Source organism: Streptomyces sp. CB02400 (assembly GCF_001905725.1).
Taxonomy (GTDB): domain Bacteria; phylum Actinomycetota; class Actinomycetes; order Streptomycetales; family Streptomycetaceae; genus Streptomyces; species Streptomyces atrovirens.
In genome coordinates, this window is the sequence record NZ_LIWB01000003.1 from 24,984 (window position 1) to 51,549 (window position 26,566).

At 71.6% G+C, this 26,566-nt stretch carries 26 protein-coding genes; 13 read left to right on the forward strand and 13 right to left on the reverse strand.

The window, feature by feature from the left end; all coding sequences use genetic code 11:
• The first annotated feature begins 1 nt into the window (after position 1).
• From AMK33_RS08225 to AMK33_RS08245, 5 genes are all read left to right on the forward strand, one after another.
• On the forward strand, positions 2-1,561 hold the full coding sequence (locus AMK33_RS08225) for an ABC transporter ATP-binding protein (protein WP_073932112.1): 1,560 nt from the start codon (positions 2-4) through the stop codon (positions 1,559-1,561).
• Positions 1,561-2,685, forward strand: coding sequence for an ABC transporter permease (locus AMK33_RS08230; protein WP_073932113.1), 1,125 nt, complete (start codon positions 1,561-1,563; stop codon positions 2,683-2,685). The genes AMK33_RS08225 and AMK33_RS08230 overlap by 1 nt, the downstream gene beginning before the upstream one ends.
• Positions 2,682-3,956, forward strand: coding sequence for an ABC transporter permease (locus tag AMK33_RS08235; protein WP_073932114.1), 1,275 nt, complete (start codon positions 2,682-2,684; stop codon positions 3,954-3,956). The genes AMK33_RS08230 and AMK33_RS08235 overlap by 4 nt, the downstream gene beginning before the upstream one ends.
• Positions 3,953-4,366 carry a cytidine deaminase gene (locus tag AMK33_RS08240; protein WP_073932115.1) on the forward strand — a complete coding sequence of 138 codons (414 nt, stop codon included), beginning with the start codon at positions 3,953-3,955 and terminating at the stop codon, positions 4,364-4,366. The genes AMK33_RS08235 and AMK33_RS08240 overlap by 4 nt, the downstream gene beginning before the upstream one ends.
• A gap of 100 nt (positions 4,367-4,466) precedes the next feature.
• Positions 4,467-5,744, forward strand: a complete 1,278-nt coding sequence (locus AMK33_RS08245; protein ID WP_201263006.1) for a thymidine phosphorylase — start codon at positions 4,467-4,469, stop codon at positions 5,742-5,744.
• Positions 5,745-5,804: 60 nt separating this feature from the next.
• On the opposite strand, the gene AMK33_RS08250 is transcribed toward AMK33_RS08245, so the two are convergent.
• Positions 5,805-6,725, reverse strand: a complete 921-nt coding sequence (locus tag AMK33_RS08250) for an AEC family transporter (protein ID WP_073932117.1) — start codon at positions 6,723-6,725, stop codon at positions 5,805-5,807.
• Positions 6,726-6,853: 128 nt separating this feature from the next.
• Here AMK33_RS08250 and AMK33_RS08255 point away from each other — a divergent pair, with 128 nt between their 5' ends.
• Entirely contained in the window at positions 6,854-7,249 is a 396-nt protein-coding gene (locus AMK33_RS08255; protein WP_073932118.1) for an STAS domain-containing protein, read from the forward strand.
• Here AMK33_RS08255 and AMK33_RS08260 read toward each other — a convergent pair.
• Both AMK33_RS08260 and AMK33_RS08265 read right to left on the reverse strand, forming a co-directional pair.
• Positions 7,133-8,149, reverse strand: coding sequence for a sigma-70 family RNA polymerase sigma factor (locus tag AMK33_RS08260; RefSeq protein ID WP_073932119.1), 1,017 nt, complete (start codon positions 8,147-8,149; stop codon positions 7,133-7,135). The two genes, AMK33_RS08255 and AMK33_RS08260, sit on opposite strands and share 117 nt — an antisense overlap.
• 296 nt (positions 8,150-8,445) lie before the next feature.
• Positions 8,446-9,729, reverse strand: a complete 1,284-nt coding sequence (locus tag AMK33_RS08265) for an MFS transporter (protein ID WP_073932120.1) — start codon at positions 9,727-9,729, stop codon at positions 8,446-8,448.
• Positions 9,730-9,792: 63 nt separating this feature from the next.
• Between AMK33_RS08265 and AMK33_RS08270 the strand changes: the two genes are divergently transcribed.
• Positions 9,793-10,755: a LysR family transcriptional regulator gene (locus AMK33_RS08270; RefSeq protein WP_073932121.1), complete on the forward strand. Its 963-nt coding sequence runs from the start codon at positions 9,793-9,795 to the stop codon at positions 10,753-10,755.
• A gap of 159 nt (positions 10,756-10,914) precedes the next feature.
• Here AMK33_RS08270 and AMK33_RS08275 read toward each other — a convergent pair whose 3' ends face one another.
• Positions 10,915-11,676, reverse strand: coding sequence for an alpha/beta hydrolase (locus AMK33_RS08275; RefSeq protein WP_073932122.1), 762 nt, complete (start codon positions 11,674-11,676; stop codon positions 10,915-10,917).
• 113 nt (positions 11,677-11,789) lie between these two features.
• Here AMK33_RS08275 and AMK33_RS08280 point away from each other — a divergent pair, with 113 nt between their 5' ends.
• Both AMK33_RS08280 and AMK33_RS08285 read left to right on the forward strand, forming a co-directional pair.
• Entirely contained in the window at positions 11,790-12,947 is a 1,158-nt protein-coding gene (locus AMK33_RS08280; protein ID WP_073932123.1) for an adenosine deaminase, read from the forward strand.
• Positions 12,948-13,085: 138 nt separating this feature from the next.
• Complete coding sequence (locus tag AMK33_RS08285) at positions 13,086-13,430, forward strand: ATP-binding protein (protein ID WP_073932124.1); 345 nt, start codon at positions 13,086-13,088, stop codon at positions 13,428-13,430.
• An 87-nt stretch (positions 13,431-13,517) separates the two neighbouring features.
• Here the strand turns inward: AMK33_RS08285 and AMK33_RS08290 are convergent, their stop codons facing one another.
• From AMK33_RS08290 to afsQ1, 5 genes are all read right to left on the reverse strand, one after another.
• The gene (locus AMK33_RS08290) at positions 13,518-13,718 is read right to left on the reverse strand and encodes a PspC domain-containing protein (RefSeq protein WP_073932125.1); all 201 of its coding nucleotides are present in this window, start codon (positions 13,716-13,718) and stop codon (positions 13,518-13,520) included.
• 59 nt (positions 13,719-13,777) lie between these two features.
• Positions 13,778-14,359: a VanZ family protein gene (locus tag AMK33_RS08295; RefSeq protein WP_073932126.1), complete on the reverse strand. Its 582-nt coding sequence runs from the start codon at positions 14,357-14,359 to the stop codon at positions 13,778-13,780.
• An 83-nt stretch (positions 14,360-14,442) separates the two neighbouring features.
• Complete coding sequence (locus tag AMK33_RS08300; RefSeq protein ID WP_073932127.1) at positions 14,443-15,063, reverse strand: hypothetical protein; 621 nt, start codon at positions 15,061-15,063, stop codon at positions 14,443-14,445.
• Positions 15,063-16,661 carry a sensor histidine kinase gene (locus tag AMK33_RS08305; protein WP_073932128.1) on the reverse strand — a complete coding sequence of 533 codons (1,599 nt, stop codon included), beginning with the start codon at positions 16,659-16,661 and terminating at the stop codon, positions 15,063-15,065. The genes AMK33_RS08300 and AMK33_RS08305 overlap by 1 nt, the downstream gene beginning before the upstream one ends.
• The gene (gene afsQ1 / locus AMK33_RS08310; protein ID WP_158075115.1) at positions 16,658-17,335 is read right to left on the reverse strand and encodes a two-component system response regulator AfsQ1; all 678 of its coding nucleotides are present in this window, start codon (positions 17,333-17,335) and stop codon (positions 16,658-16,660) included. The genes AMK33_RS08305 and afsQ1 overlap by 4 nt, the downstream gene beginning before the upstream one ends.
• A gap of 243 nt (positions 17,336-17,578) precedes the next feature.
• Here afsQ1 and AMK33_RS08315 point away from each other — a divergent pair, with 243 nt between their 5' ends.
• Positions 17,579-18,316 (forward strand): SigE family RNA polymerase sigma factor, encoded by a 738-nt coding sequence (locus tag AMK33_RS08315; RefSeq protein ID WP_073932129.1) that lies wholly within the window; start codon positions 17,579-17,581, stop codon positions 18,314-18,316.
• Positions 18,317-18,624: 308 nt separating this feature from the next.
• On the opposite strand, the gene AMK33_RS08320 is transcribed toward AMK33_RS08315, so the two are convergent.
• The gene (locus AMK33_RS08320) at positions 18,625-19,266 is read right to left on the reverse strand and encodes a uridine kinase family protein (protein WP_235618017.1); all 642 of its coding nucleotides are present in this window, start codon (positions 19,264-19,266) and stop codon (positions 18,625-18,627) included.
• Positions 19,267-19,392: 126 nt separating this feature from the next.
• Here AMK33_RS08320 and AMK33_RS08325 point away from each other — a divergent pair, with 126 nt between their 5' ends.
• The gene (locus AMK33_RS08325; protein WP_073932130.1) at positions 19,393-19,731 is read left to right on the forward strand and encodes a hypothetical protein; all 339 of its coding nucleotides are present in this window, start codon (positions 19,393-19,395) and stop codon (positions 19,729-19,731) included.
• Positions 19,732-20,355: 624 nt separating this feature from the next.
• On the forward strand, positions 20,356-21,945 hold the full coding sequence (locus AMK33_RS08330) for a hypothetical protein (protein ID WP_073932581.1): 1,590 nt from the start codon (positions 20,356-20,358) through the stop codon (positions 21,943-21,945).
• 535 nt (positions 21,946-22,480) lie between these two features.
• Here the strand turns inward: AMK33_RS08330 and AMK33_RS08335 are convergent.
• Genes AMK33_RS08335 through deoC form a run of 3 tightly spaced genes read right to left on the reverse strand, consistent with a single transcriptional unit; the run spans position 22,481 to position 25,759 of the window.
• Positions 22,481-23,371, reverse strand: a complete 891-nt coding sequence (locus AMK33_RS08335) for an aldehyde dehydrogenase family protein (protein WP_073932131.1) — start codon at positions 23,369-23,371, stop codon at positions 22,481-22,483.
• Positions 23,364-24,800, reverse strand: coding sequence for an aldehyde dehydrogenase family protein (locus AMK33_RS08340; protein ID WP_073932132.1), 1,437 nt, complete (start codon positions 24,798-24,800; stop codon positions 23,364-23,366). Before AMK33_RS08340 ends, AMK33_RS08335 begins: the two co-directional genes overlap by 8 nt.
• A gap of 5 nt (positions 24,801-24,805) precedes the next feature.
• Positions 24,806-25,759 (reverse strand): deoxyribose-phosphate aldolase, encoded by a 954-nt coding sequence (deoC, locus tag AMK33_RS08345; RefSeq protein ID WP_073932133.1) that lies wholly within the window; start codon positions 25,757-25,759, stop codon positions 24,806-24,808.
• Between the two features lie 112 nt (positions 25,760-25,871).
• Here deoC and AMK33_RS08350 point away from each other — a divergent pair, with 112 nt between their 5' ends.
• Entirely contained in the window at positions 25,872-26,540 is a 669-nt protein-coding gene (locus AMK33_RS08350; RefSeq protein ID WP_073932134.1) for a PH domain-containing protein, read from the forward strand.
• Positions 26,541-26,566 lie beyond the last annotated feature (26 nt).

The window sequence follows — 26,566 nt, forward strand, 5'->3', positions numbered from 1 at the left end:
GGTGACCGCCGTCGAACTCGCCGGCATCACCAAGCGCTTCCCCGGTGTCGTCGCCAACCACGACATCCACCTCACGGTCCGCAAGGGCACCGTCCACGCCCTCGTCGGCGAGAACGGCGCCGGCAAGTCGACCCTGATGAAGATCCTCTACGGCATGCAGAAGCCGGACGAGGGCACCATCACGATCCACGGCGAACAGGTGAGCTTCTCCTCGCCCGCCGACGCCATCGTCCGCGGCATCGGCATGGTGCACCAGCACTTCATGCTCGCCGACAACCTCACCGTCCTCGAGAACGTCGTCCTCGGCAGCGAGAAGCTCCACGGCATCGGCGGCAAGGCCCGCCGCAGGATCAAGGAGCTCTCCGACCGCTACGGCCTCGGCGTCCGCCCCGACGTCCTGGTCGAGGAGCTCGGCGTCGCCGCCCGCCAGCGCGTGGAGATCCTCAAGGTCCTCTACCGCGGCGCCACCACCCTGATCCTCGACGAGCCCACCGCCGTCCTCGTGCCGCAGGAGGTCGACGCCCTCTTCGACAACCTGCGCGAGCTGAAGGCCGAGGGCCTGTCGGTCATCTTCATCTCCCACAAGCTGGGCGAGGTCCTCTCCGTCGCCGACGAGATCACCGTCATCCGCCGCGGCACCACGGTCGGCACGGCCGTCCCCGCCGAGACGACCCCGCGCCAGCTCGCCGAGCTGATGGTCGGCAGCGAGCTGCCCACCCCCGAGACGGCCGAGTCCACGGTCACCGACCGCCCCGTCATCACCGTCGACAAGCTGCGCCTGGCGGCCCCCGGCGGCAAGGCCCTGCTCGACGACATCAGCTTCACCATCCACGCGGGCGAGGTCCTCGGCATCGCCGGTGTGGAGGGCAACGGCCAGACCGAGCTGGTCGACGCGCTCATCGGCCTGAAGCACGCCGACTCCGGCGTCATCCGGCTGGCCGACGAGGAGATCACCTCCTGGGCCACCCGCAGGCGCCGCGAGCAGGGCATCGGCTACATCCCCGAGGACCGCCACCGCCACGGCCTGCTCCTGGAGGCCCCCCTCTGGGAGAACCGCATCCTCGGCCACGTCACCGAGAAGCCCAACGCCAAGGGCGTCTGGCTCGACCCGAAGGCCGCCCAGGAGGACACCCGCCGGATCGTCACCGAGTACGACGTCCGCACCCCCGGCATCGACGTCACCGCCGCCTCCCTGTCCGGCGGCAACCAGCAGAAGCTGATCGTCGGCCGCGAGATGAGCCACAAGCCGCGCTTCCTGATCGCCGCCCACCCCACCCGCGGTGTGGACGTCGGCGCGCAGGCCGCCATCTGGGACCACATCCGCGAGGCCCGCCGCGAGGGCCTGGCCGTCCTGCTGATCTCCGCCGACCTGGACGAGCTCATCGGCCTGTCCGACACCCTCCGGGTGATCTACGACGGCAAGCTGGTCGCGGACGCCGACCCGGCCACCATCACCCCGGAGGAACTCGGCACCGCCATGACCGGCGCCGCCGAGGGCCACCTGGAGCACGAAGAGACCCCGGCCGACGGCGGCCAGGGTGCGGAAGACGAGGCCCGCTGATGAAGAAGTTCGACAAGGAGCGCGTACTCCTCGCGGTGGCCGGGCCGGTCATCGCGCTCGCCGTGGCCTTCGTGCTCAGCGCGATCGTCCTGATCGCCTCGGGCAAGAACCCGGTCGAACCGTTCGCCCTGATGTTCGAGCAGGCCGGTTTCTCCGACATCCAGGTCCTGATCATCAACCAGGCCTCGATGTACTACATCGCCGCCCTCGCGGTCGCCATCGGCTTCCGCATGAACCTGTTCAACATCGGCGTCGACGGCCAGTACCAGCTCGGCGCCATGATGGCCGCCGTCGTCGGCGCGCACGCCGCCCTCCCGGCGTTCCTCCAGGTCCCGCTGCTGCTGCTGACCGCCTTGCTCACCGGCGCCTTCTGGGCCGGCATCGCCGGTGTCCTCAAGGTCACCCGCGGCGTCAGCGAGGTCGTCGCCACGATCATGCTCAACGCGATCGCCACCTCGCTCATCGTCTACATGTGGAAGCCGGACGTCTTCGGCGTCAAGATCGGCAACAACAGCACCACCGGCGAGATGCACGAGTCCGGCTGGATCCCCGGCATCGACATGGGCGCGGCCGGCGAGATCTACGGCCTGGTGGTCCTCGCCGTCCTGCTCGGCATCGGCTACTGGGTCACCCTCAACCGCACCCGCTTCGGCTTCGACCTGCGCGCCTCCGGCGCCTCCGAGTCCGCCGCCTCCGCCAGCGGCGTCGACCCCAAGCGCATGGTCCTCACCGCCATGCTGCTCTCCGGCGCCATCGCCGGCCTCGCGGGCCTGCCGATCCTCCTCGGCGACTCCCACACCTACAACCTCAACTTCCCCACCGGCATCGGCTTCCTCGGCATCGGCATCGCCCTGCTCGGCCGCAACAGCCCGGTCGGCATCGCCTTCGCCGCCCTGCTGTGGGCCTGGCTCGACAAGGCCTCGCCCGAGCTGGACTTCCACGGCTACGACAAGGAGATCGCGGTCATCATGCAGGGCCTGATCGTCCTCTCGGTGGTCGTCTCCTACGAGGCCGTCCGCGAGTGGGGCCTGCGCCGCCAGCAGCGCCGGGTCGGCGCGGAGCTCGCCGCAGGGCACGTCCTGGGCGCCGACAACAACACCACGAAGGAGGTGGCCGGCCGATGACCGCTCCGACCACAGCGACCGACGTCAACCAGCCGTCGCTGGAGCACGCACCGCCGACCGGCCGCCGCATGTCGTGGCCCGTACTGCTCCTGGTCATCGCCGGGGCCCTGGCACTGGTCTCGATCGTCCGCCTGATCACCGGCGCGGACGGCATCACCAACGTCAGCCAGATGTCCACCGCCCTCCAGCTCGCCGTCCCGATCGGCCTCGCCGGTCTCGGCGGCCTGTGGGCCGAGCGCGCGGGCGTCGTCAACATCGGCCTCGAGGGCATGCTGATCCTGGGCACCTGGTTCGGCGCCTGGGCCGGATTCCAGTGGGGTCCGTGGACCGGCGTCCTCGTCGGCATCATCGGCGGCTGCCTCGGCGGCCTGCTGCACGCCATCGTCACGATCACCTTCAACGTCAACCACATCGTCTCCGGTGTGGCCATCAACATCCTCGCCCTCGGCGCCACCCGCTACCTCGCCCCGCTCGCCTTCGAGGGCCACCAGGGCGGCTCCGCCAAGCAGTCCCCGGCGGTCGACTCCCTCGGCCACTTCACCGTGCCGGGACTCTCCGACGCGCTGAGCGACCTCAACGACAAGGGCTGGTTCTTCGTCTCCGACATCGCCGGCCTGCTCGGCGGACTGGTCACCGACGTCTCCTGGCTGACCCTGATCGCCGTCGCGCTCATCCCCGCCACCTGGTGGATCCTGTGGCGCACGGCCTTCGGCCTCCGCCTGCGCTCCTGCGGCGAGAACCCGATCGCCGCCGAGTCCCTCGGCGTCAACGTGTACAAGTACAAGTACCTCGCCGTGATCATCTCCGGCGGTCTGGCCGGCCTCGGCGGCGTCTTCCTCTCCATCGTGGCCAACCCCTTCTACCTGGAGGGCCAGACCTCGGGCCGCGGCTACATCGGCCTCGCCGCGATGATCTTCGGCAACTGGATGCCCGGCGGCCTCGCCATCGGCGCCGGCCTCTTCGGCTACACCGACAGCCTCAACCTGCGCGGCGGCTCCGCCAACGTGCACGCCCTGCTGCTGCTCGGCGCGCTGCTGCTGGTCATCGGCGCGATCTGGCTGGCCATCCGCAAGAAGTACGTCAACGCGGTGATCACCCTGGTCATCGGCGCCCTCGTCTGGACCTGGTACGCCACCACCAACGAGGTCCCCAACCAGGTCGTCTCCGCCACGCCGTACGTCATCACCCTCGTCGTCCTCGCGCTCTCCGCCCAGCGGCTGCGCATGCCGAAGGCGGACGGGATGCCGTACCGGAAGGGACAGGGCAAGTGACCTCCGCCGGGTCCACCGCGGCCGACACCGACTGGGATGCGCTGCGCGCCGTGGCGCGGGACGCCATGTCCCACGCCTACGCCCCCTACTCGGGCTACCCGGTCGGAGTGGCGGCCCTGGTCGACGACGGACGCACGGTGTCCGGCTGCAACGTCGAGAACGCCTCGTACGGACTCGGCCTGTGCGCCGAGTGCGGACTGGTCTCCGAACTCCAGCGCACCGGGGGCGGCCGGCTCACGCACTTCACCTGCGTGGACGGCGACGGCGAGATCCTCGTCCCGTGCGGCCGCTGCCGCCAGCTCCTGTACGAGTTCGGCGGCCCCGGTCTGCTCCTGGAGACCCCGGCGGGGATCCTGCCGCTGTCGGAGATGCTGCCGCAGGCCTTCGGCCCGCAGCACCTCACCAAGTAATTCCCGTACGGCCCCTCCGAGCGACCGTCGACACCCGTCGATACCGTCGACCGGAGGGGCCGCACCCTTCGCACCTTCGGAAGGAACGCCAGCCATGGCCATGGACGCCATCTCCGTCATCCGCACCAAGCGGGACCGCGGCGAACTCAGCGACGAGCAGATCGACTGGGTGATCGACGCGTACACCCGCGGGGAGGTGGCCGACGAGCAGATGTCGGCCCTCGCCATGGCGATCCTCCTCAACGGCATGAACCGGAGCGAGATCGCCCGCTGGACGGCCGCGATGATCGCCTCCGGCGAGCGCATGGACTTCTCGTCCCTGTCCCGCCCCACCGCCGACAAGCACTCCACCGGCGGCGTCGGCGACAAGATCACCCTCCCGCTGGCCCCGCTGGTCGCCGCCTGCGGCGCGGCCGTCCCCCAGCTCTCCGGCCGCGGCCTCGGCCACACCGGCGGCACGCTCGACAAGCTGGAGTCGATCCCCGGCTGGCGCGCGCTGCTCTCCAACGAGGAGATGCTGTCGGTGCTCGACGGCACCGGCGCCGTGATCTGCGCGGCGGGCGACGGACTGGCCCCGGCGGACAAGAAGCTGTACGCCCTCCGGGACGTCACGGGCACGGTCGAGGCGATCCCGCTCATCGCCTCCTCGATCATGTCGAAGAAGATCGCGGAGGGCACCGGCTCCCTGGTCCTGGACGTGAAGGTCGGCACCGGCGCCTTCATGAAGACGATCGACGACGCCCGCGAACTGGCCCGCACCATGGTCGGCCTGGGCACCGACTCCGGCGTGAAGACGGTCGCCCTCCTCACCGACATGTCCACCCCGCTCGGCCTGACCGCCGGCAACGCCCTCGAGGTCCGCGAGTCGGTCGAGGTCCTGGCGGGCGGCGGCCCCTCGGACGTCGTCGAGCTGACCCTCGCCCTGGCCCGCGAGATGCTGGACGCGGCGGGCCTGCGCGACGCCGACCCGGCGAAGGCCCTCGCCGACGGCTCCGCGATGGACGTCTGGCGCCGCATGATCGCGGCCCAGGGCGGCGACCCGGACGCGGAGCTGCCGGTCGCCCGGGAACAGCACGTCATCAAGGCCCCGGCCTCCGGCGTCCTGACCCGCCTCGACGCCTACGGCATCGGCGTCGCCGCCTGGCGCCTCGGCGCGGGCCGCGCCCGCAAGGAGGACCCGGTCCAGGCGGGCGCGGGCGTCGAACTCCACGCCAAGCCCGGCGACCGGATCACCGAGGGCCAGCCCCTCCTGACCCTCCACACGGACACCCCGGACCGCTTCGACTACGCGCTCCGGTCGATCGAGGGCTCCTACGACATCGAGGCCTCCGGCACGGACTTCTCCGCCACGCCGGTGGTGCTGGAACGCATCGCCTGACCTGGAGTCTCCTCACTCGGGTGAACGGGACCGGTGGACCCCCACCGGTCCCGTTCGCAGTCACCCCAGCAACGCCGCCACCACGACCAGAACCGGCACCGACAGCACCGTCGACACCAGGATCGCCTCACGGGCCAGCTTCTCGCCCACCCGGTAGCTGCTGGCGTAGGTGAAGAGGTTCTGGGCGGCCGGGAGGGCCGAGGTCACCACCACGTCGAGCAGGTGTGCGCCGCGCAGGCCGAAGACGCCGACCGCCAGGGCCCAGGCGGCCAGGGGCTGGCCCACCGCCTTCAGCGCCACGGCGAGGAGGACGGCGCCTCGGTCACCGCCCCGCAGGGGCAGTGCGCTGCCGCGCAGTGAGATGCCGAAGGCGAGGAGTACGGCGGGGACCGCCATGTTGCCGATCAGGGTCACCGGGTCCCAGACCGGCCCCGGTATCTCGACCCCGGCCGCCGACACCGCCACCCCCGCCAGCGACCCCACCGCGATCGGATTGCGCAACGGGGTCAGCAGCCGCCGCCACAGCGGCTGCTTCTCGCCCGCCGTCGACAGGTCGAGGATCGTCAGCGCGATCGGCGTGACCCCGACCAGCTGGAACAGCAGCACCGGCGCCACGAGCGAGGCGTCGCCCAGCACGTACACCGCGATAGGGATTCCCAGGTTCCCGGAGTTGACGTAGCTGGAGCACAGGGCGCCGATGGTGGTGCGGCCCACGCCCCAGCCGCGTACGACACCCACGGCGACGAAGACGCCCGCCACCGCCGCCGTGCTCAGCGCGGTGACCAGGAGGCGGCTGGAGAAGACCACCGACAGGTCGGCTTGCGCGAGCGTGGTGAACAGCAGCGCCGGGGACGCCACATGGAACGCCAGCTTCGTCAGGACCTCGCGGCCCTGTGCGCCGAGATGCCCCCGGCGGCCGATGACATAGCCGACGCCGATGACGACGGCGATCACCAGGAACCCGCTCAGCACCCCCTGCACGGCAGCTCCTCGCGGATGCGAAGGGCACCGGACACCGCGGGCGAGGATGATCTATGGCACATACAGCCAACCCTCCGGGGAGGGCCGCGCCCAGGTCAATGTGATCCTCACGGCGCCGGCCGCTCGCGATGAGTTACGTGCTGCCGCCCGGTCTACCGGTCGTGGATGCCATGACACCGCCCGTACTCGTGCTCAACGGCCCTCTCGTCCCGGACGAGGTGAGCGGGCCCTGCGACGCGCTGCGGGCGCTGATGGACAGCGGCGGCGGTGGCTCGGGCCGGGTGGTCGTGTGCGATGTCGCCGGGCTGGGGCCGGCCGGTCTCGCCGCCGTGAACCTGCTCGCGCGGCTCCAGCTCACCGCCCGCCGGGCCGGGGGCCGGATACGGCTGCGCGATCCCTCCCCGGCGCTATGCGCCCTGCTCGACCTGGTCGGCCTCCGCTTCGAGACGGAGGGGCAGGTCGAACAGCGGGAACCACCGCTTGGTGTCGAGGAAGCAGTGGAACCCGGTGATCCGGCCGTCTGAGATCTCCAGCACCTGGACCGCCCACGGTGTGAAGCCGCCGGCCTCCGGGTCGGGCTTGTACTGCGCGAACCCCGGCAGGCCGTTGACCTCCACCGGTATCAGCCGCGAACCCGCGCAGGCGGCGCCCAGCGTCGTCATGAAGCCCGTGATGTCCTCGGTGCCGGTCAGCCACAGGTCGAACGGCGGCATCGTCATGACGGCGTCCTCGTGCAGCAGCGCGGTCAGGGCCGACATGTCGTACCCCTCGAACGCCGCGACATAGCGGTCGAGCAGCTTCTGCTGCTCCTCGTCCAGCGGGTCGGAGACCGACGCGTCGGCGCCCGGCTGCTGCCGCTCCGCGAGCGTCGCCCGGGCCCGCTGGAGCGCGCTGTTGACCGACGCGACCGAGGTGCCCAGCAGCTCGGCGACCTCGCTCGCCTTCCAGGCCAGCACCTCGCGCAGGATCAGCACCGCCCGCTGCTTGGCCGGCAGCTGCTGCAGCGCGGCCATGAAGGCGAGCCGCACCGACTCCTTGGCGACCGCCGCCTCCGCCGGGTCGGCGGGGGTGGGCAGCACCCGGGAGTCGGGCATCGGCTCCAGCCACGTGTTGTCCGGGCGGGGGGACAGCGCCGCCTGCGCCAGCGGGGTGGACTCGGTCAGGTCCATCGGCCTCGCCCGCTTGTTGCCCGCCGTCAGCATGTCCAGGCAGACGTTGGTCGCGATGCGGTACAGCCACGAGCGCAGGCTGGAGCGGCCCTCGAACTTGTCGAAGCTGCGCCAGGCGCGGATCATCGTGTCCTGCGTCGCGTCCTCCGCCTCGAAGGAGGAGCCCAGCATCCGGTAGCAGTACCCGGTCAGTTCGACCCGGTACGCCTCCAGCCTGGCGTCCAGGTCGGTTGTCGTCGCGGTGCCGTTCGTCATCGTCCACCCACCCCATGTGGTGTCGTCTTGGTCCACCACTTCGGAAGCTACCGCAGCCCACTGACAACGGCCCGCCGTGCGGACGAACGTGCAGGTCAGGGGGGGAGAGAGGGCTGGCGCAGGAGTGTTTCGCCCCCGCCGCCCCCACCCGTTCCGAACCTGGGGTTCCGCTCCGGACCCCGCTCCTCGAACGCCGGAGAGGCTGAAATTCAGCCTCTCCGGCGTTCGAGGAGCGAAAGCCCGGGGGCAGCGCCCCCGGAGGACGGGACGGGTGGGGGCGGCGGGGGCGAGGAAAATCAGGCCGGGCGGACCACAGCCGCCCGCGCCGCCGCCCGCGTCCCGGCCAGGGTGATCGCCGCGACTCCGGCCACCGCCACCAGCCCGACCCCCACCGTCCCGCCCCAACCCCCCGCGTGGAACGCGAGCGCCCCCACCGTGCTCCCCACGCTGGACCCGACGTAGTACGCGGACTGATACAGAGCCGACGCCTGCGCCCGCCCCACCGTCGCCGTCTTCCCGACCGCCGACGACGCCACCGCGTGCCCCGCGAAGAACCCCGCCGTGATCAGCACCAGCCCCAGCAGCACCACCGGCAACGACCCCGCCAGCGACAGCAGCAGCCCCGCCGCGGTCGTCCCGCCACCCGCGTACAGCGCGCCCCGGCGGCCCAGCCGCCCCACCAGCCGCCCCGCCGCCGACGCCGAGACCGTGCCGACCAGGTACACCAGGAAGATCGAGCCCACGATGCCCTGCGGCAGTGAGAACGGCGCCTCGGTCAGCCGGTAGCCGATCACCGTGTAGACACCGCCGAACACCGTCATGAACAGCGCGCCGATCGCGTACAGCCGCCGCAGCAGCGGATCGGCGAGATGCCCCCGGACCGTGCGCACCAGCACACCCGGCCGCAGCGAGCCCGCCCGGAAGTGCCTCGGCGCCGGCAGCAGCAGCCGGAACGCCACCGCGCACGCCACCGCGACCACGCCGATCACCCCGACGGCGACCCGCCAGCCCCACTCCTGCGCCACCCAGCCGGTGATCACCCGGCCGCTCATCCCGCCGACACTGTTACCGGCGACGAACAGCCCGATCGCGGTCACCAGCGCCTTCGGCGTGACCTCCTCCGCGAGATACGCCGTCGCCGACGCCGGCAGTCCGGCCAGCGCCGCACCCTGCAGCGCGCGCAGCGCCACCAGCGCGCCCAGTGACGGCGCGAACGGCACCAGCAGTCCGAGGGTCACCGCGACGGCCAGGGACGCCGTCATGACCGTACGCCGTCCGTAGCGTTCCGACAGCGCGCTCATCGGCAGCACGAACAGCGCCAGCCCACCGGTGGCCGCCGCCACCGTCCAGCTCGCGTCCCCCGCGCTCACCGCGAAGTCGCCGGAGATCAGCGGCAGCAGGGCCTGGGTGGAGTACAGCAGCGCGAAGGTCGCGACGCCCGCGAGGAACAGGGCGAGACTCATCCGGCGGTAACCGGGTCCGCCCGGAGACATCCGGGACTCGGAGACAGGCGGCTGGGCGGAGGGAACGGATGCGACGGCGCCCACGCTGGTGGACGCCCCGGTACTGGCGGGAGTCATGCCTCGAAGCTACGTACGCCCCCGCTCATCCGTCCAATGCACGGAATCGCCATAATCGTTCCCATGGTGCATCAGCAGAGGTCACGGAGGAGACTGTCACAGACCAGTGACACACAAGACACGGACGACATGTCGAGACTGCTCGCACCCCGCCTCGCCTACTTCGCCGGCGTCGCCCGCACCGAGCACGTCACCCGCGCCGCCCAGGAGATGCAGGTCCCGCAGTCCACCCTCTCCCGCGCGATGGTCCGCCTCGAACAGGACCTGGGCGTCGAACTGTTCGCCCGCCACGGCCGCACCGTCTCCCTCACCCCGGCCGGCCGCACCTTCCTCACCTCCGTCGAACGCGCCCTCGCCGAGATCGAGCGCGCCGCCGACGAGGTACGCGCCGACGCCGACCCCGCCACCGGCAAGGTCGCCTTCGGCTTCCTGCACACCATGGGTGCCGAGACCGTCCCCGGCCTGCTGCACGCCTTCCGCGCCGACCACCCGCGCATCCGCTTCAGCCTGGTCCAGAACTACGGCGAGGCCATGCTGGAACGCCTCCGCGCGGGCGAACTCGACCTGTGCCTGACCTCCCCGGTGCCCGACGCCCCCGACCTGGTCGCCCGCCGCCTCGACGAGCAGAAGCTGCGCCTGGTCGTCCCCGCCGACCACCGCCTCGCCGGCCGCCGCCGCATCCGCCTGGCCGAGGCCGCCGACGAGACCTTCGTGACCCTGGAACCCGGTTACGGCCTCCGCCGCATCACCGACGACCTCTGCGCCCAGGCCGGCTTCAGACCCCGCATCGCCTTCGAGGGCGAGGAGGCCGAAACCCTGCGCGGCCTGGTGGCAGCGGGCCTGGGCGTGGCCCTCCTCCCCCCGCCGGCCTTCCCCCGCCCCGGAGTGGTCGAACTGACGGTCACGGCCCCCAGGGCAGCAAGAGAAATCGGCGTGGCCTGGCTCGCCGGCCACCCGGACACACCCCCCGTGGCAGCCTTCAAGAAGTTCCTGCTCAGCAAGAGGGGCACCTTGCTGCCGACCTGAGGGGGCAGCTCGTTCCCGACCCAAGGAGGAGTAACTTGCTGTCGGCGCAGGGGCAACTCACCCAGGGGCGCGGGGCTGTATCGATACGGGGCTTCGCCGCGTGGGCGCGACCAGCCACTGACGGCCCGCAGTCGCGCCACGACATGAACCCCACCGGCGCTACCGCCGCAAGGACTTGCCGAACCCCGCAGCAAGCGGCATCCGCAACCCCAACGGCGGAGGCGCAGCCAAAGCATCCTGCACGGGCCGCGAGAACGCCCGCCCGAACAACACCCCCATCACAAAGTCCTCGGACAGCGCCAGCACTTCATCCCGGTACTGACTCAACCCGTGCCCGTCCGAGTGGACTTCGAACCGGCACACCTCCCGGTTCGCCTTCTTCGCCCGCGCCGCCAGCCGGAACGACAACTCGGGATCGCTGCGCGCGTCATTCGTGCCGTGCACGATCAGCACCCGCCGCCCGGCGAGCTGTTTCACCGGTTCGGGTGGCGCCGCCACGTCCTCCTCCGGCAGCCAGGGTGCCAGCGTCAGCACGGAGTTGACGGCCTCGTGGCCCCCCGCGCGGAGCGCGGCCCTGCCGCCCATGCCGAGTCCGGCGAGGCAGACGGGGACGTCCCCGTAGCGCCGTACGGCCTCGTCGGCGGCCCACACGGCGTCGCGCGCGAGATGCGCCTCGCTGCCGTTCCAGCCCCGGTAGCGGTAGTGGACGACATGGGCGGCGAGACTCTCGTCGCGGCCCGCGCGGGTGAGACGGCGCCCCAGAGCGCGTACGGAGGCGGCCGCCAGCACGGCGGACGGTCTGCGGCCGGACACCTCCTCGCCGCCGGGGAGCAGCAGCACCACTCCGCCCACCGCCGTCGGCTCCGGGCCGAGCGCCCTCCCCAGCCGGGCCGTGCGAACCGGCATCGCTTCCTGTGCCATGACAGAACATTCTCAGAAGTGCGGGTGTACTCCACCCGGCCGTGCGATCACTGTTACGTATCGGCGCTTTCACCCACCCGGTGATCTACGCGCGTAGGAGTTAGAGTGCGGAAATGACGAGCCAGACCATCGCGAACACCCCGACCACGGAGCAGATCCGCCGGGCGCCCAAGGTTCTGCTGCACGACCACCTCGACGGCGGGCTGCGCCCCGGCACCGTCGTGGACCTGGCCCGCGAGAGCGGGTACCTCCAGCTCCCCGAGACCGATCCCGACAAGCTCGGCCTGTGGTTCAGGGAGGCCGCCGACTCCGGCTCCCTGGAGCGGTACCTGGAGACGTTCTCGCACACCGTCGGCGTCATGCAGACCCGTGACGCCCTCGTCCGGGTCGCCGCCGAGTGCGCCGAGGACCTCGCCGAGGACGGTGTCGTCTACGCCGAGGTGCGCTACGCGCCCGAGCAGCACCTCGAAGGCGGACTGACCCTCGAAGAGGTAGTCGAGGCGGTCAACGAGGGCTTCCGGGAGGGCGAGCGGCGCGCGCGGGAGAACGGCCGGCGCATCCGGGTCGGCGCCCTGCTCACCGCGATGCGGCACGCCGCCCGCGCCCTGGAGATCGCCGAACTCGCCAACCGCTACCGGGACCTGGGCGTCGTCGGCTTCGACATCGCGGGCGCCGAGGCCGGCTACCCGCCCACCCGGCACCTCGACGCCTTCGAGTACCTGAAGCGGGAGAACAACCACTTCACCATCCACGCCGGCGAGGCGTTCGGGCTGCCGTCCATCTGGCAGGCCCTCCAGTGGTGCGGCGCCGACCGGCTGGGACACGGGGTGCGCATCATCGACGACATCCAGGTCCGCGGCGACGGCACGGTCGAGCTCGGCCGGCTGGCCTCCTACGTCCGCGACAAGCGCATCCCGCTGGAGCTGTGCCCCAGCTCCAACCTCCAGACCGGGGCCGCCGCCTCGTACGCGGAGCACCCCATCGGCCTGCTGCGCCGGCTGCACTTCCGGGCCACGGTGAACACCGACAACCGTCTGATGTCCCACACCACCATGAGCCGGGAATTCGAGCACCTGGTCGAGGCATTCGGTTACACGCTCGACGACATGCAGTGGTTCTCCGTCAATGCGATGAAGTCGGCTTTCATTCCTTTCGACGAACGACTGGCCATGATCAATGACGTCGTCAAGCCCGGATACGCCGAGCTGAAGTCCGAATGGCTGTTCCGCCAGGCGGCCTCCACCAGCGGTTCTCCGGAAAAGGAAAGCTGAGAGCGGCGTCCGCGGGAAACGTGAACACCGTCGACGTTCACCATCCGTCCGCATTTCGATGTTTGCGGCGGGAGGGGCCCCGTGTTTACGGTCTCAGCACCGCTCACTCCCCGTATCCCATTTCGAGGACGCATTTACATGAAGCAGTCTGCTGCCAAGACCCTCGGTGTCGCCGTGCTGGGTGCCGCCTTCGCCGCCGCCGGTGCCGGCGCCGCCAACGCGGCCCCGGCCGTCCCGGACGCCGCCCCGGCGCTGGACACCGTCAACCGGGCCGTACCGGCGGAGAAGCTGTCCACCGCGCTGCCCGGCTCGGACCGGGCGCTGGCGACGGGCCAGGAGCTGGTCGGCACCGGCGTGGCGGCGCAGCCGGCCGCCCGGCAGGTGGGCCCCGAGGCCGCGACCTCCGGTCTCCTCGGCGGCATGCCGCTGCAGGAGCTGCCCACCAAGGTCGCCACCCTCAACGGGACGCCGATCGGGGTCTGACCCGCCAGGCGGAAACGCACCGATGGGGCGCGACCCGGAACCGGGTCGCGCCCCATCGGCGTACTCGCGGGAGACGGCGCCGCGGAGCTACCAGGCCGCCCGGGCCTTGTCCTCCGACGGCAACAGGATCCACAGCGCTATGTACAGCAGGAACTGCGGGCCCGGAAGCAGGCACGACAGCAGGAAGATCACCCGCATCGTGGTCGCGGAGGTACCGAAGCGCCGGGCCAGCGCGGCGCACACTCCGCCGATCATGCGGTCGTTGGTGGGGCGGGCGAGGCGGCTCATCGCGGCTCCTTCGTGAGTGGTGCGAGGCCTCCCGACCGGCTGCCTCTGTGCACTCCACGCTACGGAGACGAAGGGGGCAAAGCGTCGCTCCATGGGGCGATCCCGACCCTGGGAATCGTCGGGGTCCTACCCTGAGCCGGCTCCTCCGGGAGGAGGGGCGTGACGGAGTGCCGTGCCGCCCGGCGGCGCAGCCAGGCGCGGCCCGCCGGCACCACCGCCGCATGCGCGAGTGCCGCGCCCGCCGTGTTCAGCAGCAGCGAGTCGACGTCCACGACCTGGCCCGGCACCGCCGTCTGCAGCATCTCGATGGCCAGCGACACCAGCGCGGTCGCCGCCATGGCGCGGATCAGCGAACCCAGCCGCGAGACGGCCAGCCGGCCCCCGGCCATCGGCAGCAGCACACCCAGCGGCGCGAGCAGCGCCAGCCCCTCGCAGATCCGGCGGACCCCCGTCGCCCAGCCCAGCGCGAAGTCGCCCCGGATGCCGTCCAGCGGCCGCAGATTGGCGGGCATCACCCAGGGGACGTCCAGGGGGCGCAGCGTGTACCAGGCGACGAACGCGAGATACGCGCCCAGGAGGAGACCCCCTGTCACACGGATACGGGTCGCGGCGGAGCCGCCGATGAGGCCTTGACGCTGCACGACCCCCTAGACGCGGCCTTCGGCACGATCGGTTCCGGGATGTCACCCGTTCACCGGATGAGGCGTGCGCCACAGCCGCGGGCTCACCCGCCGGTGGCCTCCGAGGACGGCGGTTCCTCCTCGTCCGGACGGGACCGGACCTCGTCCGTGCACTCGTAGCGGCGCGGCCGGGCGTCGTCGGGGCCGCCCAGGATCACCGAGCCGTCGCCCTCGGCCGCCGCCGAGTCGGAGAAGGTGCACACGATCTGCGCGAGCCCGGCGGAGGTGAGGTCCGCGGGCGCGGCGCTCAGCCGCAGCGTGTCCTTGGGATCGCCGGGCCGCGGACTGCCCACGGTCATGCCGCGCCGTACCCGCGTGCTGTACCCGGCCTGCTGCTCGGCGGACGACGGCTCCCGCGACAACTCGTCCAGCAGCCCCTGCGCCACCAGCACACGCCGTGAGTCCGCCGCCCCGTCCGGCACCCGCACCGTCCGGTCGACGGCCACCAGCGACGACCCGCACAGCAGGAACACCTGCACCGGCAGCCCCCGCTCCGCCTGCGTCGACGCCTCCGGCCCGGCCGGCGAGCAGCGCACCCGCGACGGCGCGGGACCGAAGTCGGTCGGCACCTCCGTGGCCCGTATCCCGCACCCGGCGAGCAGCACCGCGAGCGCCCCCGCCGCGAGCAGTCCCCGCGTACGCCGCGGGGCAGTCCGTACGTTCATCAGGCGTCCCCCCCGGCGCCCTCGTCCTCGACGTCGCCGTCCTTCTCCGAAGGGCTCTGCGCGGACACGTCCCGCGGCAGCCGCAGGGTGAACACGGCACCTCCCTCGGGGGAGTTGGCCGCGGTGATCTCGCCGCCGTGGATGTGGGCGTTCTCCAGCGCGATGGACAGACCCAGGCCGCTTCCCTCGGAACGCGGACGCGAGGCGCTCGCCTTGTAGAAGCGGTCGAAGACGTGCGGCAGGACCTCCTCCGGGATGCCAGGACCGTGGTCCCGCACCTCGATGACCACCGCGCCCCCGTCCCCGGCGCCCTCCGCGCCGTCCTCCCGCACCGAGACCCGCACCGGCGACCCGCCGTGCTTGAGCGCGTTCCCGATCAGATTCGCCAGGATCACGTCCAGCCGGCGCGGGTCGATCCGGGCGTGGATGCCGCGCTCGGCGTCCAGGTCGACCGCGTCCAGCCAGGCACGCGCGTCGATGCAGGCGGTGATCTGGTCGGACATGTCGACGTCGTCGAGGACCAGCCGGGCGGTGCCCGCGTCGAAGCGGGTCACCTCCATCAGGTTCTCCACCAGGTCGTTCAGCCGCCGGGTCTCGCTCACCACCAGCCGTACCGCGGGCTCGATCATCGGGTCGATGCCGCCGCCCTCGGACTCCAGCTCCTCCTCCAGGACCTCCGTCACCGCCGTGATCGCGGTCAGCGGCGTACGCAGCTCATGGCTCATGTCCGCCACGAACCGCCGGGACGCCTCGTCGCGCCCCGCCATGTCCGCCACCCGCTTCTCCAGCGCCTCGGCCGCCTTGTTGAACGTCCGGGAGAGATCCGCCAGTTCATCGGTGCCCGACACCCGCAGCCGGGTGTCCAGCTTCCCCTCACCGAGCCGCCGCGCGGCGACACCGAGCCGCTGCACCGGCTTCAGCACCGTCGTGGCCGCCGCGTGCGCGAGCAGCGCGGAACCTATCAGCGCCAGCCCCGTGGCGATCCCCAGCGACCAGGCCAGCGAGTTGAGGTCCTTCGCCTCCGGCTCCAGCGACTTCAGCATGTAGCCGGTCGGCCCGCCGCCGATCACCCGCGTCCCCGCCACCAGGTACGGGGTGTCGCCGTCGACGATCCGCTGCCAGTACAGGTGGTGCGGGTACTTGTTGTTCGACGTGATCTCCTGCTGCTCGGTCACCGCCTCGCGCAGCGAGACCGGCACGTCCTGCAGCGAGAAGCCGTTCAGCCCGCCCGAACTGCCGTACACGGTCCGCCCGTCGGGGTTCTCGGCGACCAGCAGCACGGTGAAGCGCTGGCTGCTGGTCGCCATCTGCCCGGCGGTGTGCTGCAGTTCGTCCTGCGTCGGACGCTCGGGCAGCGAGCCCGCCCGGTTGCGCATCTCCTGCTCGAAGTCGCGCAGCACCGCGTCCTGGGTACGGGTCAGCACCGACTCACGGTTCAGCCAGTACGCGATGCCGGACGCGGACACCGCAGCGGTGAGCGCGACCAGCCCGAACACCACGACCAGCCGCAGCCGCAGGCTGGTGAACCGCAGCCGTGACCAGACTCCCTTGCGCGCCGCGGACCAGCCGCGGGTCTCCCCGTCGTGCTCCTGTGTCACTGAGGCGGATCCAGTCGGTAGCCGACACCGCGCACGGTACGGATCAGGGTCGGGGACGACGGCACGTCCTCGACCTTGGCGCGCAGCCGCTGGACACACGCGTCCACCAGACGCGAGTCGCCCAGGTAGTCGTGCTCCCACACCAGCCGCAGCAACTGCTGGCGGGACAGCGCCTGCCCCGGCCGCCGGCTCAGCTCGAGGAGCAGCCGCAGCTCGGTCGGCGTGAGCTGGAGGTCCTCGCCGTTCTTCGTCACCGTCATCGCCGAACGGTCGATGACCAGACTGCCGAAGGTCGCCGAGTCGGTGGACTCCCGCTCCCCGCGCCGCAGCACCGCCCGGATCCGGGCGTCCAGCACCCGGCCCTGGACCGGTTTGACGACATAGTCGTCGGCGCCGGACTCCAGCCCGACCACCACGTCGATGTCGTCGTTGCGCGCGGTCAGCAGGATGATCGGCAACTGGTCCGTGCGCCGGATGCGCCGGCACACCTCGAACCCGTCGATGCCGGGCAGCATCACATCCAGCACGATCAGATCCGGCCGCTGCTCACGCAGCAGCTTCAGACCGTCCTCACCACTGGCAGCGGTCGCCACCCGGTGACCCTGGCGCGTCAGTGAGAGCTCCAGGGCCGTACGGATGGCGTCGTCGTCCTCGATCAGCAACAGGGAAGGCACGGGCTCATTCTGGCCCATGGAGGGCCCCCTGTTCGACCCGTGGACGGCAGATGCCCATTGAGCCCGCATACGTGCCGCTACGTGCACGGACACCTGTGAAGGATCCGTGGACCCACCGTGACCGACCTCTGTGACACGCCTGTGACAGTCGGCTGACACGGCCATGAAGGTCCCCGGGCAAGCTTTTCGGCACAAGCACAACAGCAGGACAGAACACCGGAAGTCCACGACGGGGGGCGCGAGATGAACACGCTGCACGGCACCAGCACCAGCGCAGTGATCACGCGTCTGCACGACGTGCACCGGGGTTCCGAGAAGTCCGGTGCGGCGGGCATGCGGGGGTGCGCCCGCGGCACCGGGCGTCAGCACACCACGATCATGACGGTGGTTGACGCACCCACGGGGGACACGAACGGGGGGAACGCGTACAGGGAGGGCTCGGGGGAGCGCCGCTCGCTGTCGGAGGCGGAGTTCACCGCCTACGTCCAGGAGCGCCGCGCCTCCCTGTACGCCACCGCCTACCACCTGACCGGCGACCGCTTCGAGGCCGAGGACCTGCTGCAGAGCGCGCTGTTCTCGACCTACCGGGCGTGGGACCGGATCAGCGACAAGGCGGCGGTCGGCGGATACCTCCGCCGCACCATGACCAACCTGCACATCAGCGCGTGGCGCCGCCGCAAGCTGAACGAGTACCCGACCGAGGAACTGCCGGAGACGGCCGGTGACACGGACGCGATGCGCGGCACCGAGCTGCGCGCCGTGCTGTGGCAGGCGCTGGCCCGGCTGCCCGAGCTCCAGCGCACCATGCTGGTCCTGCGTTACTACGAGGGCCGCACGGACCCGGAGATCGCGGACATCCTCGGCATCAGTGTCGGCACGGTGAAGTCCAGCATCTGGCGGTCGCTCCGCCGGTTGCGCGAGGACGAGGTCCTCAGCTTCGGCCGTGACGAGGAGGACGCCTTCGGGGAGCTTGTCGCCTGAAGGTACGGGGGAGTCATGGGGACGCCGGGGGGCGTCGCCGTGACAAGCGGGGGACCGCGGGGATGCCGGGGGGCATCGCCGTGACGAGTGGGGGGACGCGGGGGCGACGGGGGACGTCGCCGTGACAAGCGGGGGACCGAAGGGGGAAGCACGAGGGGGTCACGGGGGACCTCTGCGGATCCGGGGGACCAAGAGGGATCCGGGGAGAACACGGGGGATCACGGGGGAGTGCGAAACAGCGGGACTGGAGGGCCGGGGGGCCCGCCCAGTCCCGCCTTTCGTATGCGCCCGGTGGGGCGGGCGTCCCGCTAGGCCGGCGTGCTCGTCCCCGTCGCCGTACGCCCGGCGACCGCCGCCCTCGCGAGGCGGCCCAGCGCCTCGTCCCGGTCGCAGGCGTACGCGCCCAGCGCCGTCTGACGGGCCACGATCGACCGCTCCAGCCGCATCAGCCGCCAGCCGCGGCGCAGCAGGAACGGCACCGACTTGCGGCCCTCCTTCAGGTCCCGCAGGAACCGCCGCCGGAACGTCCGCACCGGGCCGCGGTTCAGACACAGCGCGTCGGCCAGCAGGCCGAGTTCACGGCAGCGCTCGACGATCTCCGCGGCGAAGATGCCCTCGGCGATGAACAGCGGGGTCCCGCCGATGTCGACGGCCGTCTCGCCGGTACGGGCGCTCAGCGAGATGTCGTAGACGGGAACCGGCGTACGACGCGTGCGGCACAGCCGCTCGATCGCGGCGACGGCGGTGTCCGCGTCCCAGGAGCTCGGGTGGTCCCAGTCGATGTCCGTGCTGCCCGTCACGAGGGGGAGGGTCGGGTCGCCGGCCTCCTTGTAGAAGTCGTCGAGGCGCAGCACGGGAAGACCGGAACGGGCCGCGATGAGGGACTTGCCGGAGCCGGAGGGGCCGCAGAGCAGCACGACTCGCGCGGATATGGGCGACTGGGAACTCACGGGACACCAGTCTGAGGCATCACCCGGGCGGCGTACGCCCCGCGGTACGGCTTTGAAGCGCGCGTCACACCTCGACTACTCTTCGCGTCGACCCGATCACCCAGTGAGACGACAGGTGGTAGAGCGATGGCCCGTCACAAGGCACCCAAGACGCCGACCGTCCGACGCGCCCTGGCCGTGCTCGCGACCGCATCGGTGGCGCTCGGGGCCGGCGCGGCGACGGCGGCGGCCGCGGACTCCGACTCGCTCCTCGACGACACCGGCCGGGCCGTGGGCACGGTCGCGGACCTCAAGCCCAACCCGCTCGCCGGCACGGGCGTGGACCCGCTCGACAACGGCGTCGGCACACAGGTGGCCGACTTCCGGCCGGTGGACTCACGGGAGGTGACCGGGCCGGTCGCCCAGGCGCCGTCGGTCGGCAGCGTTCCGGTGGCGGGGCAGGCGACGGACGCGCTGAGGGGCTGAGCGTCGACCGGGGTGAGGCGCGTGCTCTGCGAGGTGGAGGGCAGCCCTTGTCCCGGAACGGGTCTCGGCACGTCACCGGGGCCCGTTCTGCGTAACCGCCCTCCAGGGAACCGCCCTTGACGCAGTCGGCGAAGGGCTGCCGGGCCGCCCCGTCCAGCACCGTCACAGGGCCGGTCGGGTTCTTGCCGTCGCGGACGGGGACCATGCCGGGGAGGTCGTCGCGGACTTCGACGCGGACGCCGTCCTCCCGGCCGCCGCTCGAGGGCGGAAGCCCCAGGGCCGAATCCCGGCGGGAGGCGCCTCGTCGGCGGCTGGGCGGGGGAGCCGGCCCGGGCGGCCCCCGCGCCGTGACCGGCATGGGGACGCCGTCGCCACGCCCCGGACACCCCGCCACGGATCGTCGCCGCCTTCGCCGGTCCGGCACGGCGCGACCGTGTGCACGCGCCCGCCGTCCCGCTGCCGCGTACTCCCCATGGGGTGCCGGGCCACCGCGTGCCCCGGCGCCCGTTTCTTCCGCGACGTCATTCCGGGGCATCCCCGAAGAGTTTCCCCGCGGTACCCCTTCCGTTGGCCGTGCCTGGCTACCTTCGCCTCACCCCGTCCGGCCGCAGGAGAAGTATGTCCATGAGCACCCCGGCCCACCGCGCCTCGGCACGGCAGTCCGCGGCCGTCCTGACGTCGGTCCGGCAGCGTCAGGAAGGGAACCGGGCCGGGAGCCCGCCCCGAAACCCGGTGGGGCAGGCCCTCCTCCAGATGCAGTCCAGCGCCGGCAACCGGGCCACGGCCGCGGTGGTGCAGCGTGCCAGGAGCGCGGACAAGGGGAAGGCGCCGGAGAACGGTGACGCGTCCGCCGGAGCGAAGAAGAGCTGTCGCGACCGGATCGCCGGGCTCCTGGACAGGTTCAAGAAGAACCTCGAGCCCATCGACACCTTCATCAAGGGAGTGCAGACCCCCGTCAACGCGGGCTTCACCCAGCAGGCCGCCGCCACGGCCAACGAGGGCCTCAAGCACTCCTCCGCCGCCTCGGGGACCTCCGCCGCGTCGGGGAACCTCCTCACGGAGGCCGCCGGCACCGTGGTCAGTGGCATGGACGCGTACAAGAACATGAAGGACGCCAAGACGCACGAGACCGGGGCCAAGCACCACACGGCGCAGAAGAAGGCCAGGACCAAGGGAACCGACGCGGTCATCGGCGCCGCCGGTTCGGGAAGCTACAGCGCCGCCATCGCCAAGGAAGCGACCAAGGTCCAGAAGGCGGCGGACGCCGCGGTGGCGTCCGAGGCGAGCGGTATCGCCGGCGCTTCCGTCGGTGCGATCAAGGGCGTACGGGCGGCCTTCCGGGTCGGGGGAGCGGCCCGCAAGTACAAGAGGGTGAAGGAGCTCGAAGACCCCCACCTCGTTCAGCCGGTTGCGCTGACCCGGTTGAACGAGTCACGGGAACAGGCCGAATGGGCCGCGGCGGAGGCGTACGTAGCGCTGGACGCCTACTGGGACCACGAGGGCGAGGAACGGCTGGAGCTCGTTTCCGAGGCCATCGACGCCGCCTGGGAGGCGATGGGTGAGGTCCGTGACACCGCCGAGACCATCCAGCGCACGGAGAGGAAGTGGGAGGGGGAGGCGGACAGGCTGACCAGGGCGCAGGAGTACGCGAAGAAAAAGCAGCTTACCAAGATCGGCAAGGAGGCGATCGGCGGCGCGGTGGGCGAGTCCACCAAGGCCGCGGCCGGCGTCGTGACGGCGGTCGCGGCGGGAACGGCCGGGCTGGCGAGCAACCCGGTCGGGTGGGGCCTCGCCGGGGCCGGCGCCGGCCTCGTCCTCGGCGTCACCCTGTACAAGGCGCTCCGCGCCGCCACGAAGCGCTACGAGGAGAAACGCCACCCCGAACGCTGGGCGCCGGAGGGCGAGACCCCGGAGAAGGCCGCATCCCGCGGTGACTCGCTGAAGCACGCCCTGACGTTCTGGAAGAAGGTGTCGAAGGGTGAACGCCAGGCCATGGCGCGCGAGATCTACGCCCTGGCGGCGGGTCCCGGCGTCCCCGGCAGCGGCGACACGACGCCCGAGATGAGGGAATCCGCGAGGGCCCTCCTCATCGCTCTCAAAGCGGGCCCCACCGACCACAAGCTGGATCCTGAAGCGTGGGCGCAGACCCTCGACGACCCGGCGAAGACCGCAGGCTGGATCAGTGAGATAGCGGAACAGCTGGCCTCGGGGTGACGGGGAGGCGGGGAGCGGGACGGTTCACCGCGCGGGCGGCTGGCGTGTGTCTCCTGGTGGACGAGTACGTCGTCCGTGCAGGGCCGGGTCCAGGTCCTGACGGCCTGTGTCAGCTGGTGCGAGGGGAGCCTGCACCGCTTCTCCGGCCCGGACCTTGGGGCTACAGGGCGCCCGGCGTCAAAGGCGGCTCTGAAAGCCGAGGTGACCAGGGCGTATCCCGCGCTCCCGCGAAGTCCGGCGCCTGCTCGGGGCGTCTTCCGGTCTCTCCTCGCCACCCTCCGTCGCCGTGTATCGGGCCGCCTTCGAGGTCCCGTTCACCGAGGTCGGCCGGATCACCGAGGCCACCGAGCTCAGCGACGGTCCCACGGGACGCCGAGCGCCGTGACGCGTACCCTCCGAACGGGTTGGTCGCCGGTGACGGACGCCGTGTCCCACCCGGCCGGCGGTGCCCGAAGACGGCCGCGGCTCATCTGGACGGAGATGAGCCGCGGCCGTCTTCGAGGAGGCCGGAGGGCCGTCAGTGCAGGGTGGTCGGTCAGTAGGCGGAGCCCGACGCGCCCAGCGAACCCGTCGGGTGCCAGACCGTCTTGGTCTCAAGGAACGCCGTCATGCGGTCCGTGCCGGGCGTCGCCGACCAGTCGTCCACAGGCTGTGGACGCAGGACGCGCTTGAGGTTGTCCGCCGCCGCGATCTCCAGCTCCTTCGCCAGCACCTCGTCGGCGCCCGCGAGGTCGATCGCGTTGACGTCCTGGTGCGCGGCGAGCGGGGCGGCGATCTCCGCCGTACGGCCGGAGAGGACGTTGACCACACCGCCGGGGAGGTCGGAGGTGGCCAGGACCTCACCGAGGGAGAGGGCGGGGAGCGGGGACTTCTCGGACGCCACCACGACCGCCGTGTTGCCCGTCGCGATCACCGGGGCCACCACCGAGACCAGGCCCAGGAAGGACGACTCCTGCGGGGCCAGTACGGCGACCACGCCCGTCGGTTCGGGGGAGGAGAGGTTGAAGAACGGGCCCGCGACCGGGTTGCCGCCGCCGACCACCTGGGCGATCTTGTCGGTCCAGCCCGCGTACCAGACCCAGCGGTCGATCGCCGCGTCCACCTGGAGGCCCGCCTTGGACTTCGACAGCCCCTCGGCGTCGGCGACCTCCGCGACGTACTGGTCACGGCGGCCTTCGAGCATCTCGGCGATCCGGTACAGGATCTGGCCGCGGTTGTACGCCGTCGCGCCGGACCAGCCGCCGAACGCCTTGCGCGCGGCGACCACCGCGTCACGGGCGTCCTTGCGGGAGGAGAGCGGGGCGTTCGCCAGCCACTTGCCCTTCGCGTCTGTCACCTCGTACACCCGGCCGCTCTCGGAACGCGGGAACTTCCCGCCCACGTACAGCTTGTAGGTCTTGAAGACACTGAGTCGCGTGTCAGACATCGAGGTACGCCTCCAGGCCGTGGCGACCGCCCTCGCGGCCGAAGCCCGACTCCTTGTAGCCGCCGAACGGCGAGGTCGGGTCGAACTTGTTGAACGTGTTGGACCAGATGACGCCCGCGCGGAGCTTGTTCGCGACCGCCAGGATGCGCGAACCCTTCTCCGTCCAGATGCCCGCCGACAGGCCGTACGGCGTGTTGTTGGCCTTGGCGACGGCCTCGTCGGGCGTACGGAAGGTCAGCACCGACAGCACCGGGCCGAAGATCTCGTCGCGGGCGACCGTGTGCGCCTGGGTGACCTTCGTGAACAGCGTCGGCGCGAACCAGTAGCCGGACGACGGCAGTTCGCAGGCCGGGGACCAGCGCTCGGCGCCCTCCGCCTCGCCCTGGTCGGCCAGCGCGGTGATCCGGGCGAGCTGCTCGGCGGAGTTGATCGCGCCGATGTCGGTGTTCTTGTCCAGCGGGTCGCCGAGGCGGAGAGTGGACAGGCGGCGCTTGAGGGAGTCCAGCAGCTCGTCGTGGATCGACTCCTGGACCAGCAGGCGGGAGCCCGCGCAGCAGACCTGGCCCTGGTTGAAGAAGATGCCGTTGACGATGCCCTCGACGGCCTGGTCGATGGGCGCGTCGTCGAAGACGATGTTGGCGCCCTTGCCGCCCAGTTCGAGGGTGACCTTCTTGCGGGTGCCCGCGACCGTGCGCGCGATCTCCTTGCCGACGGCGGTCGAGCCGGTGAAGGCGACCTTGTCCACGTCGGGGTGGGCGATCAGCGCGGCGCCGGTGCGGCCGTCGCCGGTGATGATGTTGACGACGCCCTTGGGCAGGCCCGCCTGGCGGCAGATGTCCGCGAAGAAGAGCGCGGAGAGGGGCGTCGTCTCGGCGGGCTTCAGGACCACCGTGTTGCCGGTCGCCAGCGCCGGGGCGATCTTCCACGCCAGCATCAGGAGGGGGAAGTTCCAGGGGATGACCTGGCCGGCGACGCCGAGGGGACGCGGGTTCGCGCCGTAGCCGGCGTGGTCGAGCTTGTCGGCCCAGCCCGCGTAGTAGAAGAAGTGCGCGGCGACCAGGGGGAGGTCCGCGTCGCGGGTCTCCTTGATCGGCTTGCCGTTGTCGAGGGTCTCGAGGACGGCGAGCTCGCGGCTGCGTTCCTGGATGATGCGGGCGATGCGGAAGAGGTACTTCGCGCGCTCGGAGCCGGGGAGCGCCGACCACTTCTCGAAGGCCTTGCGGGCGGCCTTCACGGCGCGGTCGACGTCTTCCTCGGTGGCCTCGGCGACCTCGGAGAGGACCTCCTCCGAGGAGGGGGAGACGGTCTTGAAGACCTTGCCGCCGGCCGCCTCGGTGAACTCGCCGTCGATGAACAGGCCGTACGACGGGGCGAGGTCGACGATCGAGCGGGACTCGGGCGCCGGTGCGTAGTCGAAAACAGGTGCCATGGTGATCAGTCCACCGTCACGTAGTCGGGGCCGGAGTAACGGCCGGTGGCCAGCTTCTGACGCTGCATCAGCAGGTCGTTCAGCAGCGAGGAGGCGCCGAAGCGGAACCAGTGGTTGTCCAGCCAGTCCTCGCCCGCGGTCTCGTTGACCAGGACCAGGAACTTGACGGCGTCCTTCGACGTACGGATGCCGCCGGCCGGCTTCACGCCGACCTGGACGCCGGTCTGGGCGCGGAAGTCGCGGACCGCCTCCAGCATCAGGAGCGTGTTCGCGGGGGTCGCGTTGACGGCGACCTTGCCGGTCGAGGTCTTGATGAAGTCGGCCCCGGCCAGCATGCCGAGCCAGCTCGCCCGGCGGATGTTGTCGTACGTCGACAGCTCGCCGGTCTCGAAGATGACCTTGAGGCGGGCGTTCGTCCCGCAGGCCTCCTTCACGGCGGTGATCTCGTCGTACACCTTCATGTAGTTCCCCGCGAGGAACGCCCCGCGGTCGATGACCATGTCGATCTCGTCCGCACCGGCGGCGACGGCCTCGCGGACGTCCGCCAGCTTCACGGCGATCGGGGCGCGGCCGGCCGGGAAGGCGGTGGCGACGGAGGCGACCTTGACGCCGGAGCCGGCGACGGCCTCCTTCGCCGTGGCCACCATGTCGGGGTAGACGCAGACCGCGGCCGTGGCGGGCGTGGTGCGGTCGGTCGGGTCGGGGCGGACCGCCTTCGCGCCGAGCGCCCGGACCTTGCCCGGGGTGTCCGCGCCTTCCAGCGTCGTCAGGTCGACCATCGAGATGGCGAGGTCGATGGCGTACGCCTTCGCGGTCGTCTTGATCGAACGGGTGCCGAGGGAGGCGGCGCGCGCCTCCAGGCCGACCGCGTCGACGCCGGGCAGCCCGTGGAGGAAACGGCGCAGCGTGCTGTCGGACGCGGTGACGTCGCTGAGAGCGTTTGGTGCAGTGGTGGGCATGGTCACCAGACGAGCATATCTACGCGCGTAGCGGCTGTACAGCCCCGTGCGGGATCGCGTACGGCTTCCACCGCGTACGAGGTCCCCGGAGGCGTCGTGCAGAATCGGGAGCATGACGTCCCCCGAGCACCAGTCGCCCGACCCGGAGCCCACGAAGCCGACCGGGTCTGCGGCACCCCAGTACCAGGACCGCATCTACCGCTCACTCGCGGGCATCGTCGGCGGTGTGCTGCTGCTCGCCGTCATCGGATGGCTCGGCGTCGACGCGGTGTTCGCCGGCGAGGGCCGCACCCCCTGGCTGGCCCTCGCCGCGATGCTCTTCCTCGTACCGCTGATCGTCGCCTACACCCTGCGCCCCGCCGTGTACGTGAACGACGACCGGCTGCGCGTCCGCAACCCGTTCCGCGTGATCGTGCTGCCCTGGGGACAGGTCGCCTCGCTGCGGTCCGGTTTCACCAACGAGGTCTTCGCCGAGTCCGGTGCGAAGTACCAGCTGTGGGCCCTTCCGGTGTCGCTGCGGGCCCGCAGCAAGGCGAACCGGCAGGAGGCGCGGGCCGCGGCGCAGGCCGCGCGCGAGGGCGGCCGCGGTGCGGGGGGTGCCGTCGAGGGGCCTCGGCGGCATGAGAGCGACCGGGCCATGGCCGAGATGCGTGAGCTGCACGAGCGGCGGCAGGGTGCCGAGGCCGCGCAGGGTGAGATGACCGTGCGGTGGGCCTACGAGATCGCGGCGCCCGCCGTCGCGGGGGCCGTGCTGCTGGCGGTGCTGCTGGCCGTGGGGTGAGGGGGTGACGTGGGGCGAGCGGGCTC